The organism is Kosakonia sp. HypNH10 (assembly GCF_029850615.1).
In the GTDB taxonomy this organism is placed as follows: domain Bacteria; phylum Pseudomonadota; class Gammaproteobacteria; order Enterobacterales; family Enterobacteriaceae; genus Kosakonia; species Kosakonia cowanii.
This window is the reverse complement of sequence record NZ_JAOTIU010000005.1, coordinates 79,549-94,312: the sequence shown is the minus strand read 5'-3', so window position 1 is coordinate 94,312 and position 14,764 is coordinate 79,549. Positions and strand designations below refer to the sequence as shown.

The window sequence follows — 14,764 nt, the reverse complement described above, 5'->3', positions numbered from 1 at the left end:
TCACCTCACCCGGATACGCGGGTCAGCCCACGCGTAGAGCACATCGGCAATCAGGTTGCCGACAATGGTTAATACCGCCAGGAAGAGGGTGAACCCCATCAGCACGGGGTAATCCCGCGCGGCCAGCGAATCGATATGAATATGCCCGGCACCCGGCCAGTTAAACACCTTTTCGGTGATGATCGCCCCGGAAAAGAGCCCCGGCAGCTCAAAACCGAGCAGGGTGATAATCGGCAGCAGGGCATTGCGCAGCGCGTGTTTGAAGATCACCGTGCGCTCGCGCAGCCCTTTGGCGCGGGCGGTGCGGATAAAGTCCATCTTCACCACATCGAGCATGCTGGCGCGGAAGTAGCGCGTCAGGCTGCCCGCCTGCAACATCACCAGCGCCAGCACCGGCAGCGCCAGATGCGCGGCAACCTGCATCACCCATGCCCAGCCGCTGTCATCGCTGCCGGTATTGGTCATGCCGCCCACCGGCAGCCAGTGCAGATCGACGGCGAACCACTTAATCAGCAGCAGGCAGAGGAAGAAGGTCGGAAAGGACATGGCGGCGAAGACCACCACGCTCACCACATGGTCAAACAGTGAATTGGGTTTCAGCGCCGACGCAATACCGACCGCGAGGCCAATCCCCCAGTAGAAGACCAGCGCGACGCTTGCCAGCAGGAAGGAGTTCCAGATGTACTGGTTTAGCAACTGGCTGACCGGGATCTGGTATTGCAGCGAGAAGCCGAGATCGCCGCGCAGCAGCTGTCCGAGCCAGTGCAGATAGCGGGTAAAAAGAGGCTGATCGAGGCCGTAAATCGCTTTCAGTTCCGCGGCGCGCGCGGCAGTCAGGGTGATATTGCCGTCGATAAAGTCGCCCGGTGTTTTGGCGAACAGCATAAAGATGATCAGTGAAGCCAGCAGCAGCATCGGCACGGTTTGCAGCAGCCGCCTGAGGATAAAGTTTCCCATAATGCTCTCATGCCCGCCGCCGGGCTTTTCCGGCGGCGGTGAAGGTCTTACTTAACGATTTTGACATCCGGCAGGCTGCCGGTCAGGCCGTTATAGATGTCCGGTTTGAAGCCGGTTACGCGGGCGCTGCTCGCCGATAGAATCTGGCGGTAGCCGAGGAGAATCACCGGCGGATCGTCGGCCAGCACTTTATAGAGCTGGTGATAGATCGGCTTGCGTTTCTCGACATCCAGCTCGGCGTTGCCTTCGTTAATCAGCTTATCGACCTGCGGATTGTTATAGCCCGACTCTTTCGATTCCGTGCTGTAGTAATCCCAGACGCCATCATGGGGATCGTTCAGCGTGCTGGTGCTAAACGAGGCGAGGTCATAGTTGCCCGCTTTGCGCTGGGACATCAGGGCGTTAAAGTCCACCACCTGCGGCTTCAGCAACACGCCAATCTGCTGCCAGTTCTCTTTGGCGATAGGGATCAGCGCGTCGTTGAGCACTTTTTTGCTCACCAGCAGCGTCAGTTCAAGGCGTTTGCCATCTTTTACACGGATGCCGTCCGGGCCCGGTTTCCAGCCTGCTTCATCAAGCAGCTTTTTCGCCTGTGCCGGATCGTACTTGTAGGGGTTTACGCCATCGGCGTTGTAGGCCCAGGAGATGGGCGCTATCGGTTCAATCGCCACTTTGCCGTAGCCCTGATAGACCACATCAATCAGTTTCTGGCGATCGAGACCGTAAATCAGCGCCTGGCGCACTTTCGCATCTTTCAGCGCCGGGCGATGCACGTTGAACTCCACTTTGCTGTAGTCGCTGGAGCCGTAGAGATTGATATTGGCGAAGCCCAGCATTTTCAGCTGCTCAATATCATCCGGGCGCGAGGTAAAGGCGTCGTAATCGGTCTCGCCGGTCTGGAACAGCTGGAAGTTGGTCGATGGGTTGGTGACGCGATAGATAAAGCGCGGCGTCGGCGGTGTACCGCGGTAGAAATGGGTATTGGCGTGGAAACGGATCTCCTGGCCAGGAATGTATTTGTCATAGACATACGGCCCGTTGCCGAGCGGCTTGCCGTGCAGCGTGCGTAAATAGTCGAGATTGCCGCGCTGATACCCTTTACCGTAATAGGCTTTCGACAGCACCGGCCCGCCGATTTTTGCCAGCGTCGTCGCGCCCGGCTGGGTGGTGGTCACTTGCAGCGTGTGAGCATCAATCACTTTCAGGCCGCTGACGCTCTCCGCTTTACCGGCTTTGTACTCTGCGCCGCCGGCGATATTTGCCAGCGTGATATCGGTATCGCCGTCATATTTCGGGTCATAAAGCACGGTTAAGGTGAACGCCACATCTTCTGCGGTGAGCGGTGAACCGTCGCTAAAGGTCAAATTGGGGCGCAACTTGATGGTGTAGACCTTATTATCCGGGCTGATGGTCCAGCTCTCTGCCAGACCCGGCACCAGCTTGCCGTGGCTATCCCAGTCGATCAGACGCGAGAAGATGACGTTAGTGACGTTCTCATCCCAACCGTTAACAAAAAAGTAGGGGTTAAAAATGCCCTGTGGCTCAGAGATGCCAGCAACAACGGTATCTTTGCGTAATTTCGCCGCCGCCGGGATCTGGCTGGCGTCCGTTGCAGGTGTGATGCCCTCCTTTAAGGGTTCATCGGCGAAAGAGGCGGTGGAAAACGCCACCATGCCGCTGAGCAACGCAATTTTCAGCGCAAGGGTGAAGTGCGTGGGCTTTGTTGTTAAGCGATTCAGTAACCTGGCCAAAATTGCTCCCTCATCAAGTCGTTGCATGAAATTTACAAATCATGACGAAAGATAAGAGTCGCTCATCAACCTGTCTAACAACGAAAACGTATGGCTTATAGCAAACCGGCCTTAGCAATCTTATGGCTAACCTGGTGATTTTTTTAGCTAAGGATTTACCTGGTCGTCCTCTAATAAAGAAAAACAGACTAAAACGCATGTGTGGGTGCCCGGCCGACCGGTGGGAGAGTGTGACAATGGCTTAGCAAGCTGGTTAGTCAGCCAGGCAAAATAAAAATACCCGCTTGAGATTATTTATTGAACAGCGCATTATTATTTTCAGACAAAAAGAAAAAACAGAAGAATATTCTTAACGAAAGCCCAATTCCTGCTAATTATCTACAGAGAGATTATTATCACTAAAAGCTTTTTACGTTGAGATAATAAATTCCTGGTTTTACTTATCGCTTTATTACTGCCTGAATCACGCTATTCCAGGAGCAAATACACAAATTTATGTGACGCAGATCACATAAAAATCTCTATTTGCTGCTAGCCCTTTTTTTGCCGATTTGAAAAAAGCAGCAACAAAAAATATCTTACTTAATAGACCAGGAGGTTGCTTTAACCATTTAACAATGAGGGTTAAATAAATGGCATCACAACAGTGCCGCATGGGGAATAGTAATAAAAGCAATCACACTTCAGGAATATTAATTACTCTTTATCACGCCCGCCGCGACATCATTTGCTCTGGTATAGTGGGTTTTATGTTGGCGATACTGAGTACATTTTATTACCCTCAACAATGGCTCACATCACTCACCATCAGTTCGGCAGAAAAATTTACCCTTTATCCACTGATGGCCTGCATACAAAACTTTTATGGTGCTGAAGTGGTGATTGAGGCTGACGATTTTTTTAATGATTACCTTATTTACTTAAAAAAAGTTATTGCTCGTGGCGAATGGGAAGATATCAGCCTTGACGACTCCAATCCTAATCAGATTAGAATCTCTCTCCTCTCCTGGTTTGCCGGTGCACAGAATACGTCAGTTCAGCTGGTACTACAGCAAGCCAACAATGAGCAGCAGAGTATGATTAACGAAATCAGCAAATGTTATTTAGAAGATATTAACCACACGTTTTACCGTATAGAAAAGGAGTCTTATCAAATTGCTCCCGTGCGTATGCGCTACAGCCTCAGGATGTTTTTTGCTACTGCCATGGGGATAATCATCATCAGCCTATTTGTTGTGCTCAGAGAAAAATGGCGGCAGCTTGCGAGAGCCTTTTACTGTCAAAGAAACGAGGACCTTATGGAACGGAATAACCACGAGCAAGATAGGTTCAAAGAAAATTGCACTGAAGAAAAATACTGGCAAGACGAAGAGGGCACTAAGAAAAAGAAGGTCGCGGATGGAACCGTTGCGGCAATAACCATCTATTTAATCATGCTAATCGTTAGCTTGATTTGGCTCGGTCTGGAGATTTACACCGGGCTTTAAAAAGGAAATCCCTCTCATATTTGCAGGTATAAATAAAGGGAGTTTTTGTATGTCTGCTGAGATCATCGTCTTTAGCTATTCCTGGCCTGCGCTCCTGGCCATCACCGCTTTTTTTGAAAAAAACAGTTATATCGTTATAAAAATATACCAGGATGAGCAAAAGCTTTTAGAGGTCCTGCATAAAAATACCTCACTCCCCTTAATCATTGATGCCTCACCGCATCGCAAAGTAGTACTTATCGCGGCGGTTGCCTCAACTTCACGCCTGCGCGCGGTTTTTTTTACGGCACGGAAAATTCATCTCAATGACAAAGTCGTTGCTGAATTTTATTTTGAAGAGAAGCGCTGCATAACGCATTCGAAACTGATTACCATGACGCGCGCGGATATAGAGACAGCGATGCGTGTCGATCGCTCACCGGTCTGCCTCTCCCCGGGTATTATGCGACCTAGAATGATGAATCTGCTCTATGACAGGCAGACGTTATATAAAGAGATTCAGGACAAAATCTATCACCGACTCTATTTGCTGGGCGCAACGCCCAATGAGATTAATACCTTACGATTGCTTATCGCTGGTTTCTCGATACAGAAAATAGCGGAGTTGAAGAACCTACAGATTAAAACCATTTACGCTTACAAATCGCAGCTGGCGCAAAAAATAGAACACACCATGTCTTCACGCGAGTTAATTCGTGTATTAAGCGTCGAGGATAAAAACCAGGATAACGAGTGCCTTAATCATATGTACAAGACGCGCTGTAATAATGAGAGAGCGCTTTGCGAAACCTGCCCGCTTTACCATTTCTGCTATGACTCAGAGTCTGATAAATGTAATTTACCCTGCCACGAAGGGTGTAAATCAGGTAATGATGAGACCCCTCCGTGAGCGGGTTATTTTGTCTGATAGTGAAATCCATCGCTTTATGACGCGCGAACATCTCGCTATATTTCAATAATATTTTTTGCGCTTCCAGAACGCATTCGCCTGGGCATTATGGGTTATTCCCGGCCTTCATTTTCACGCTGAAGGTAGTGCCCAGACGAATGCTTTTTACTTTCTGCTCGTCTGCCTGTTTCAGGTTTTCTCATCAGCATGGTTTTTAATCAGGCTGACTGCCACCACCTCGATCTCGCGCAACGTCATATATTTCAACCGATCCCCATCAAGCTCCAGCCGGACTGTGCGAAATACACGACCATCCGTCAGGGAGACTAGCGGACAATAGAGGCGGCTGGCGAGGTTAGTAATGCCAGCGACTTTCCAGAGGCTCTCTCTCTTTTCCACGGCTCTTCTCCTTGGCTCTGCGGCGGCCTGCCAAAAAAAAGCCGGTCCACAGACCGGCAAATCTAACAAGTCGTACAAGTCAGACCATCAACGCAGGGGTATATGAAAAAACGCACTCTCAGTTCAATAACAGGCTGCCATTTGCATGGTGTGGCAGCAGGGTGAGAACCATTCGATATCGCCGGAATAACCTCGGTTTTCTGGCTTAAACGGCACGCTGTAGCTGGTCAGTTGTGAACGGTTATCGCTAAGCCCCATAAAGCAGGTGCAACAGGATGCACACAGATCACACGAGAGGGGGCATTCTGCCAGGTTGCGGAAATAGCCCCGTTGCCGCAGCCCATCAGGGTCGATGCTTTTTTGCTTTTCGCCGGCGATGCGGACGAACTGTCTGGCCGCCGTGTTGCGACCAGAGGGAAGAAAGGTAGTAAATGAATCCGCTGACACCTGTACGATTGCAGCGGATATTGGCTTCTGAATATGTGAATCCGCAGGCATGGCGACCATCATAATAATAAAAGCGAACAGGATTTTTATCCCTGGTTCACATATATTCGAGTGCCGCATAGCTACCTTCCTTATTAAAAGAATGGATTTTACAGGTACGACTCGATACCGATTAAGCTCCCTTAAAATCGATGTATGATAGGTTTGTTTATTTTCTATTACATTTCAATAGCGAAGGGAGAGTTTGGGAAAGGTTAACCGCCGAAAAGAGTATTCTTATCTGATATAAATAAAAAGCCTCCTTTCGGAGGCCAGGTTATTTAGCGTTTTCTTACGTCCGGAATAATTAAATCCCCGCGCACGCGATATGTTCCTAATACGCTCTGCGTTTTTTCATTGAGCCACGACACAATACGCGCTGCCATCGCATCCATTGAATATTCAATTGCCGGAATCGTCGGAATACCCGGCAGATGCAGCGAGCCGGCAAGGCTGAAGACCATAATATCTTCCGGCACCGATTTATTAAACGCCTGCAATTGCGGGATCACGCGCTGCGCTTCCTGCTCATCGGCAACCAGCAACGCATTGAAATTAAGCGTGGTGGCGTTGTTCAGCAGCACCTGCAACGCCACGGATGATGAGGTGTCATCCATAAAGACCAGGTTGCGGTTAAAAGGCAGGAAATTGTTTTCCAGCGCCAGTTTATAACCGTGCAGCACCTGTTCGGCGGCGGCATTATGCGGGTGAATAAGCGCGATCTGGCGGCGGCCCTGGCTTGTCAGATAGTTGCAGGCGGTTTCGGCGGCAAAGGCGCGATCGAACTGAATGCTGTTGAGCGTGGTATCGGCAGACTCGACGCAATCCACAAGAATCACATTCTCGTCGTCAATGGATAACGGAAAACGGGCGCCAATGATCAGTACATCGTCACACAGCCCGCAGGTGAGCTCATCGAGCGCGCTCATCACCTCCGTTTTGGTGTTAGCAAAGCGCAGCAGCAGATGCTTCTGGCTCTGGCTGAGATGCTTCTCCAGTGCGTAGAGGTAACCGGTGGTCTGGTTAACATTCTCCTGCGCGCAAATCACTCCGATGCAGCCTGTCGACTGGCTGAGCAGCGACTGGGCGATAACATTGGGCCGATAGTTCAGCTCGTCGACCGCTTTCAGTACCGCGAGACGGCTGGCTTCCTTAACGCCGCGCGAACCGCTCAACACCCGTGAGACTGTGGCTTTCGACACCCCAGCTAAACGTGATACATCGTTGATTGTAGACATCTTTCTCCCCTGGCAGGCACAAGATGCGCCCGCAAAAAACAGACACTGCAATGGCTAATCTATAACCACCGCGAGTATAGCCGTTTCTTTTTTTCATGGAAACCGATTTTCCATTTGCGCCGTTTTGCTTGTTCAAACAGCGCAATTTCGTGACGGAAATCCAATAACTCAGCCTTATTATTTACAGATATTGACAGCTATCACACTTCTACGGCGAATTCATGGAAACCGGTTTCCATATGATATCCAATCGTCTCCGCAATAACTTTTTACACTTCGAGGACGGTTAACGATGTTCAGGATCATGTTGTGTTGCTCAGCCGGTATGTCCACCAGTCTGCTGGTCAGAAAAATGGAAGAGGCGGCGAAAGCCCGCGATATTCCGGTTGAGATCGACGCGTACGGCGTAGCTGAGTTTGATCTGCAGTTTCCGCGCTACCAGGTCGTGCTTCTCGGTCCACAAGTTAAATACATGTTAAAAACACTGGCAGAAAAGGCCGCCGCCCAGGGCATTCCGGTACAACCCATCAACCCGATGGATTACGGCATGCAACGTGGCGACGAGGTACTGGACTATGCTCTGTCGCTGATTGAAGCGGCACATTAAAAGGTGTTCTTATGAGTTCCCTCTACCAATCCATGATTACGGTGATTGAACAAAGCATCACGCCGCTGGCCGGTCGTCTCGGTCAGCAAAAGTACGTTATCGCCATCCGCGACGGCTTTACCGCCGCGCTGCCGTTTATGATCATTGGCTCATTTATGCTGGTGTTTATCTTCCCGCCCTTTTCGGCGGATACCACCGTCGGCTTCGCCCGCGCGTGGCTCGACTTCTCGACTGAATACCGCGAACAGCTGATGTTGCCGTTTAACCTCAGCATGGGGGTGATGACCTTTTTTATCTCGGTCGGTATTGGCGCCAGCCTTGGTCGCCAGTTTAATCTCGACCCGGTAATGACCGGCCTGCTGGCGTTTATGGCCTTTCTGCTGGTCGCCGCACCTTACAAAGATGGCACCATCTCGACGCAGTATCTCTCGGGCCAGGGCATCTTTACTGCGCTGATTACCTCTATCTATTCGTCTCGCGTCTATGCCTGGCTGAAGCAGCACAAGATCACCATTCGTCTGCCGAAAGAGGTGCCGACCGGCGTGGCCCGCTCGTTTGAGATCCTCATTCCGGTGCTGGTGATAATCGGCACGCTGCATCCGCTCAACCTGTTTATCGAAGCGCAAACCGGCATGATTATGCCGCAGGCGATTATGCACCTGCTTGAGCCGCTGGTTTCTGCCTCCGACTCGCTGCCCGCGGTTCTGCTCTCTGTGCTGCTGTGCCAGATTTTCTGGTTCGCTGGCATCCACGGTTCGCTGATTGTCACCGGCATCATGAACCCGTTCTGGATGGCCAACCTCTCCGCGAACCAGGCCGCGCTGGCGGCGGGCGCAGCGTTACCGCACGTCTATCTGCAAGGCTTCTGGGATCACTACCTGCTGATTGGCGGCGTCGGTTCTACGCTACCGCTGGCCTTCCTGCTGCTGCGCAGCCGCGTCACCCATTTGCGTACCATCGGCAAAATGGGCGTGGTGCCGAGTTTCTTTAACATCAACGAACCGATCCTCTTCGGCGCGCCGATCATCATGAACCCGATGCTGTTTGTGCCTTTTGTCTGCGTGCCGCTGATTAACGCCGTGCTCGCCTGGACCGCCACCAAAATGGGGCTGCTGGCACAGGTCGTTTCCCTGACGCCATGGACAACGCCTGCGCCAATCGGTGCTTCATGGGCAGCAAACTGGGCCTTTAGCCCGCTGGTGATGTGTTTGATCTGTATGGTGATGTCCGCCCTGATGTATCTGCCTTTCCTGCGTGCTTACGAGCACTCGCTGATGAAAGCAGAAGAGGAAAAAGCCGCGCAGAGCAGCGCCCCGATGGCGGAAACCGTCAGCAGTAATTAAAAGGAGCCGGTAATGAAATATGAATTTCCCGCAAACTTCTGGTGGGGCAGCGCCTGCTCTGCGCTGCAAACCGAAGGGGAAAGCGAACAGGGCGGTAAAAGCGCCACCACGTGGGATGCCTGGTTTGCCCGTCAGCCGTGGCGTTTTCATCAGCAGGTGGGGCCGCAGCAGACGTCGACCTTCTACCGTCACTGGCGGCAGGATATCGCCCTGCTCAAACAGCTTAAGCACAACAGCTTTCGCACCTCACTGAGCTGGGCACGTCTCATCCCGGACGGTACCGGCGAGGTGAACCCGCAGGCAGTAGCGTTTTATAACAGTGTGATTGACGAACTGCTGGCGCAGGGCATTACGCCGTTTATTACCCTGTTCCACTTCGATATGCCAATGGTGATGCAGGAGAAGGGCGGCTGGGAGAGCCGGGAGGTGGTCGACGCCTTCAGCCGCTATGCGCAGATCTGCTTTGAGCTGTTCGGCGATCGCGTGCATCACTGGTTCACCTTCAACGAGCCGATTGTGCCGGTGGAAGGCGGGTATCTTTACGATTTCCACTACCCGAACGTGGTCGATTTTAAACGCGCGGCCACGGTGGCCTACAACACGGTTCTGGCTCACGCCAGCGCGGTGCGCGCCTTTCGCGCCGGGCATCATCCCGGTGAGATTGGCATTGTGCTGAACCTGACGCCCTCTTATCCGCGTTCGCAGCACCCGGCGGATGTGAAGGCGGCGCACTACGCTGACTTACTGTTTAACCGCAGTTTTCTCGACCCGGTACTGCGTGGCGAGTATCCCGCTGACCTGGTGGCGCTGCTGAAAGAGCACAATCAGCTGCCCGCCTGCCAGCCGGACGATATTGCGCTGATCGCAGAAGGGAAGATCGATCTGCTCGGCATCAACTATTACCAGCCGCGGCGGGTAAAGTGCCGGGAGAGCGCGGTCAATCCCGATTCACCGTTTATGCCGGAGTGGTTGTTTGATTATTACGATATGCCGGGCCGTAAAATGAACCCTTATCGCGGGTGGGAAATTTATGAACCGGGTATTTACGATATTCTCACCAACCTGCGCATTAATTACGGTAACCCACGCTGTTTTATTTCCGAAAACGGTATGGGCGTCGAGAATGAACAGCGGTTTATTGAAAATGGCCAAATAAACGATAGCTACCGAATTAATTTCGTTCGCGATCACCTTATCTGGCTGCATAAAGGGATTAGCGAAGGCAGCAACTGTCTTGGCTACCATATGTGGACCTTTATTGATAACTGGTCGTGGTGTAATGCCTATAAAAACCGCTACGGTTTTGTGCAATTAGATCTCGACACCCAACAACGCACCGTTAAAAAAAGCGGAGAGTGGTTTGCCGCCACCGCTGAAAATAATGGTTTTACTACCCAGGATTGAAAATTATGGTCGCACTTGAAGAGGCGGTAATGGAGATTATCGTCAACGCCGGGCAGTCGCGCAGCCTCTGCTTTGAAGCCCTGCGCTCCGCGCGCGAAGGCAACATCGATGAAGCAAAACTGCTGTTGAAAGAGGCCGATGGCTATGCGCGCCAGGCACACCAGATGCAAACCAAATTAATCGAACAGGATGCTGGCGAAGGCCGCCAGCCGATGACCTTAATTATGGTGCATGCGCAGGACCATTTAATGACGTCGTTATTAGCTCGCGAATTATCTGAGGAGATCGTTCAGCTTTATCAGCGTAACTGAGTGGAGAATTGATTACGGTAAATCTTAATACGTCTGTACCCAACTTAATAAAATAAAGCAGTCTGTTTTGATGATGGCAATATTCCACTCTGTAACGGAGCGGAAGGTTATTGTCTGAGAACAACTTACTATATTGAGATAACCATGAAGATAAATAAAAAACTTCCAGTGGCGCTGGCGGTTGCGGCTACACTTTGCTCTGGTTCCGCCCTCGCCCAGGAGTTTACGCAAGAGCAAATTGACGCCATTGTCGCAAAAGCGGTGGATAAAGCGCTGGCGGAACGCCAGGCGAAAATGGACGCTGCAATTAATAAAAAAGCCGATGTGGTGGTTGAGCCGCAAAGCGCGGCGCAAACGCCCGATCTGGCGATCCCTTACGGCGTGAAATTTACCGGTTATGCCCGCTATGGCGCACATTACCAGTCCGGCGATCAGAAATATGTCGGCGTTGACGGCTCCTACAACGGCGCGTCGGCGATTGGTCGTCTTGGCAACGAAGGCAACGGCGGCGAATTCCAGCTCTCGAAAGCGTTCAAAGGCGATAACGGTGCGATCTGGGACATCAATGTGATGTTTGATCACTGGGGCGATGAAGTTAACCTGAAAAAAGCCTACGCTGGCGTCACCAACCTGCTGGCTTCCAACCCTAACGCCTACTTCTGGGCGGGGCGTGATTTCCACCAGCGTCCACAACAGGGGATCAACGACTACTTCTGGATGAACCACGACGGTCAGGGCGCGGGGGTGAAAAACTTCGACATTGGCGGCGTGCAGTTTGACGTTGCGGCCGTTGGCTCCATCGAATCCTGTAGCCCGGAAGTACTGGAGGATGAATCCAACCCGTCGCGCATCACCTGTACCGGCAGCTCTAACGTTGGCGATAAAGGCAACTATGCGGTCACCTCGAAAGTGCACGGCATGAAAGTCGGCCCGCTCGATCTGGAGATTTACGCCAACTACGGCTTTGACTCGAAAGCGGTGGATCGCGACGAGCGCCTGCACGCCTGGCAGGGCGGCGCGGTGCTGAGCCATACCTACGACAGCGGCATCAACAAGCTGATCGCCCGCTACTCCGATAACTCGGACAACAGCGTCTTTAACAAAACCGACGATCTGAAGGCCATCTACACCAGCTTTGAAGGAACTTATAAATTCACCCAGCAGACCCAGGTGGATTACCTGCTCGCCTTCCATGATTACGACAACAGCCGCATAAAAACGGATAACCGCCGCAACTATGGCGCGATTGTTCGCCCGATGCACTGGTGGAACGACGTGCATTCGACCTGGCTGGAGCTGGGCTACCAGCGCGTGGATTATGATGATGGCGGCGACAACCACGGCTGGAAAGCCACGCTGTCGCAGAACATCTCTATCGCGATGGGGCCGGAGTTCCGCCCGATGCTGCGCTTCTACGTGACCGGCGGCGAAGTGGATAACAAACGCACCGCACGCGTCAACGGCACCAACGATACCTCCCTCGACTCGCTCAATATCGGCGCGATGTGGGAAGCCTGGTGGTAAGGTAACAGCCCGGAGGCGGTTCCCCTCATGCCGCCTCCGGTTCGCACCCGGGCCTGTGTTATGCTTCTTAACCTGTTAATAAGTTATCAACGGGTTAGCGATGAGTTCGACGAAAAAAGGGATGCTCTGCGTGCTCGCAGCGGCAGTGCTGTGGGGCAGTTCCGGGGTATGCGCGCAGTTTATTATGGAGAAGAGCGCCATCTCTGCGCAGTGGTTGACCATGACGCGCCTGCTGTTTACCGGCGTGATCCTGCTTACGCTGTCGTTTGTTCACGGCGACAAGATTTTTACCATTCTGAAAAACCGGAAAGATGCGCTGAGCCTGCTCTTCTTCTCGCTGTTTGGCGCGATGGTGGTGCAGTTGAGCTTCCTGGTGACCATCGAGAAATCCAACGCCGCCACCGCCACGGTGCTGCAATTCCTCTCGCCGACGATTATCGTCGCGTGGTTTGCGCTGGTACGCAAAGCGCGCCCGACGCTGCTGGTCTCAGCGGCGATCATGACCTCGCTAATCGGCACCTTTCTGCTGGTGACGCACGGTAATCTCACCTCGCTCTCCATCTCCTCCGGCGCGCTGGTGTGGGGCATTATTTCCGCCTTTTCCGCCGCCTTTTACACTACTTACCCTTCGGCGCTGATTGCCCGCTACGGCACGCTGCCGATTGTTGGCTGGAGTATGTTGCTGGCGGGGTTAATGCTGACGCCGTTTTATGCCGGGCAGGGGAGTGATTTTGTGATCGACGGCGCGCTGTTGATCGCCTTTTTCTACCTGGTAGTGATTGGTACGGCGGTGACATTCAGCCTCTATTTGAAGGGCGCGCAGATGATTGGCGGCTCGAAAGCGAGCATCTTAAGCTGCGCCGAACCGCTCAGTAGCGCTCTGCTCTCCGTGGCCTTGCTCGGCGTGGTCTTCACATTGCCGGACTGGCTCGGCACGCTGCTGATTGTCTCGTCGGTGTTGCTTATCGCACTTGATTCACGCCGCAAGGTGCGCGCCGCATAACCCATGCCGCTGGAGTTTGTTGCCGATTGCCCGATGGCGGCTACGCCTTATCGGGCCTACGCAAATTGTAGGCCGGGTAAGCGCAGCGCCACCCGGCATTTTGAGATTTAGGCTCTGACCTTCACTTTTGCCGCCACCAGCAGCGCGGTGAGCAGCATCAGGCCGCCGGAGAGCATCAACGGCGAGAGCAGGCCGTAATGATCGAGAGCGAAGCCGCCAATCGCCGCGCCGCAGGTATTCGCCAATTGAATAACCGCCACCTGGATCGAACCGGCTTTCTCCGCCTGGTCGGCCAGAGTGCGGGTGATCCACGTTGACCAGCCCACCGGAATCAGGGCGAAGCCCAGCCCCCAGACAATGGCGATCCCCGCCGCCACCACTTTATCGCTGCCCCACAAAATCAGCACCAGCGCGCTTATCGCCAGCGTCAGCGGCGCAAGAGCCAGCGTCATTTTCACCGAGCGCTTCATCACCACCGACGAGAACGAGGTGCCGACGAAACTGGCGATACCAAAACTGAGCAGCACCAGCGTCAGCCCATCGACGCTGAAACCGGCGAGGGTTGTATAGACCGGGCGAATGTAGGTAAAGAAGGAGAACTGACCGGCGAAGACCATGAAAATCGCCAGCATCCCCGCCGCAACGCCGGGGCGTTTCAGCAGGCCAAACATATTCTGATGCTGCTCGGTCTGCCCTGGCAGCGCCGGCAGCGCCATCCACACCCAGATAATACAGGCCACGCCCATCAGCGCTGCGCCGTTAAAAACGTTACGCCAGCCGATAATCCCGCCGAGAAAACTGCCCAGCGGCGCGGCAATCACCAGCGCAATCGACACCGCGCCAAAGATGACCGACAGCGCTTTCGGCACCGTGCGCATCGGCACTAAACGCATGGTCAGCGAGGCCGACATCGCCCAGAAGCCGCCGAGCGCCAGCCCAAGGCAGGCACGCCCGACTAACAGCAGAGTAAAACTGGTGGCAAACGAGACCAGCAGGCAGGAGAGGGTCAGCAGCAGCGCAAAGGCGAACACCACATAGCGGCGGTCGGTAGTGCGAATAATGCTGGTAATAAAAAGGCTGGCAAACATCGCCACAAAAGCCGTCACGGTGACGGTTTGCCCGGCAAGCCCTTCGGAGACGCCCAAATCCAGCGCCATCGGCGTCAGCAGGCTGACCGGCAGAAACTCAACGGTGATCAAGCATGCTACACAGAAGGCCACGGCGAAAACGGCGGACCAGTTCGGCCGCGTGACCGGATCGGCTGAAGATTGCGCCATACTTTGCTCACTCATTGATTACCTGCTTAATTGTTAAACGTGAAAGTCGCGCAGTGTAACATTCATAAAGTGTGACGCAATTAACAAT

General features: G+C 53.1%; 14 protein-coding genes. 8 read left to right on the top strand and 6 right to left on the bottom strand.

Features of this window, described 5'->3' with window-relative positions; genetic code table 11:
• Positions 1-957 (bottom strand): ABC transporter permease, encoded by a 957-nt coding sequence (locus N7V53_RS15675; protein WP_042715061.1) that lies wholly within the window; start codon positions 955-957, stop codon positions 1-3.
• A 47-nt stretch (positions 958-1,004) separates the two neighbouring features.
• Positions 1,005-2,708: an ABC transporter substrate-binding protein gene (locus tag N7V53_RS15670; RefSeq protein ID WP_124966949.1), complete on the bottom strand. Its 1,704-nt coding sequence runs from the start codon at positions 2,706-2,708 to the stop codon at positions 1,005-1,007.
• Positions 2,709-3,340: 632 nt separating this feature from the next.
• Here N7V53_RS15670 and N7V53_RS15665 point away from each other — a divergent pair.
• A complete protein-coding gene (locus N7V53_RS15665; RefSeq protein ID WP_279793930.1) occupies positions 3,341-4,195 on the top strand; it encodes a hypothetical protein in 855 nt (284 codons plus the stop codon).
• A gap of 49 nt (positions 4,196-4,244) precedes the next feature.
• The gene (locus N7V53_RS15660; protein ID WP_124966947.1) at positions 4,245-5,084 is read left to right on the top strand and encodes a hypothetical protein; all 840 of its coding nucleotides are present in this window, start codon (positions 4,245-4,247) and stop codon (positions 5,082-5,084) included.
• Positions 5,085-5,273: 189 nt separating this feature from the next.
• Here the strand turns inward: N7V53_RS15660 and N7V53_RS15655 are convergent, their stop codons facing one another.
• From N7V53_RS15655 to N7V53_RS15645, 3 genes are all read right to left on the bottom strand, one after another.
• Positions 5,274-5,483, bottom strand: coding sequence for a hypothetical protein (locus N7V53_RS15655; RefSeq protein WP_042715070.1), 210 nt, complete (start codon positions 5,481-5,483; stop codon positions 5,274-5,276).
• Between the two features lie 123 nt (positions 5,484-5,606).
• The gene (locus N7V53_RS15650) at positions 5,607-6,050 is read right to left on the bottom strand and encodes a hypothetical protein (RefSeq protein ID WP_279793928.1); all 444 of its coding nucleotides are present in this window, start codon (positions 6,048-6,050) and stop codon (positions 5,607-5,609) included.
• A 200-nt stretch (positions 6,051-6,250) separates the two neighbouring features.
• Positions 6,251-7,207, bottom strand: coding sequence for a LacI family DNA-binding transcriptional regulator (locus N7V53_RS15645; RefSeq protein WP_042715073.1), 957 nt, complete (start codon positions 7,205-7,207; stop codon positions 6,251-6,253).
• Positions 7,208-7,499: 292 nt separating this feature from the next.
• On the opposite strand from N7V53_RS15645, the gene N7V53_RS15640 reads away from it, so the two are divergent.
• The 6 genes from N7V53_RS15640 to N7V53_RS15615 all read left to right on the top strand — a co-directional run bounded on the left by N7V53_RS15640 (position 7,500) and on the right by N7V53_RS15615 (position 13,399).
• Positions 7,500-7,814 (top strand): PTS sugar transporter subunit IIB, encoded by a 315-nt coding sequence (locus tag N7V53_RS15640; RefSeq protein ID WP_042715075.1) that lies wholly within the window; start codon positions 7,500-7,502, stop codon positions 7,812-7,814.
• A gap of 11 nt (positions 7,815-7,825) precedes the next feature.
• Entirely contained in the window at positions 7,826-9,157 is a 1,332-nt protein-coding gene (locus tag N7V53_RS15635) for a PTS transporter subunit EIIC (protein WP_076769302.1), read from the top strand.
• Between the two features lie 12 nt (positions 9,158-9,169).
• Positions 9,170-10,561 (top strand): glycoside hydrolase family 1 protein, encoded by a 1,392-nt coding sequence (locus tag N7V53_RS15630; RefSeq protein ID WP_128481848.1) that lies wholly within the window; start codon positions 9,170-9,172, stop codon positions 10,559-10,561.
• Between the two features lie 5 nt (positions 10,562-10,566).
• Positions 10,567-10,872 (top strand): PTS lactose/cellobiose transporter subunit IIA, encoded by a 306-nt coding sequence (locus N7V53_RS15625; protein WP_094422682.1) that lies wholly within the window; start codon positions 10,567-10,569, stop codon positions 10,870-10,872.
• 144 nt (positions 10,873-11,016) lie between these two features.
• Positions 11,017-12,396 carry a carbohydrate porin gene (locus N7V53_RS15620; RefSeq protein WP_094422680.1) on the top strand — a complete coding sequence of 460 codons (1,380 nt, stop codon included), beginning with the start codon at positions 11,017-11,019 and terminating at the stop codon, positions 12,394-12,396.
• A 100-nt stretch (positions 12,397-12,496) separates the two neighbouring features.
• Positions 12,497-13,399 carry an EamA family transporter gene (locus N7V53_RS15615; RefSeq protein ID WP_124966943.1) on the top strand — a complete coding sequence of 301 codons (903 nt, stop codon included), beginning with the start codon at positions 12,497-12,499 and terminating at the stop codon, positions 13,397-13,399.
• Between the two features lie 107 nt (positions 13,400-13,506).
• Here N7V53_RS15615 and nepI read toward each other — a convergent pair whose 3' ends face one another.
• Positions 13,507-14,691, bottom strand: a complete 1,185-nt coding sequence (nepI, locus tag N7V53_RS15610) for a purine ribonucleoside efflux pump NepI (RefSeq protein WP_279793923.1) — start codon at positions 14,689-14,691, stop codon at positions 13,507-13,509.
• Between the last annotated feature and the right edge of the window lie 73 nt (positions 14,692-14,764).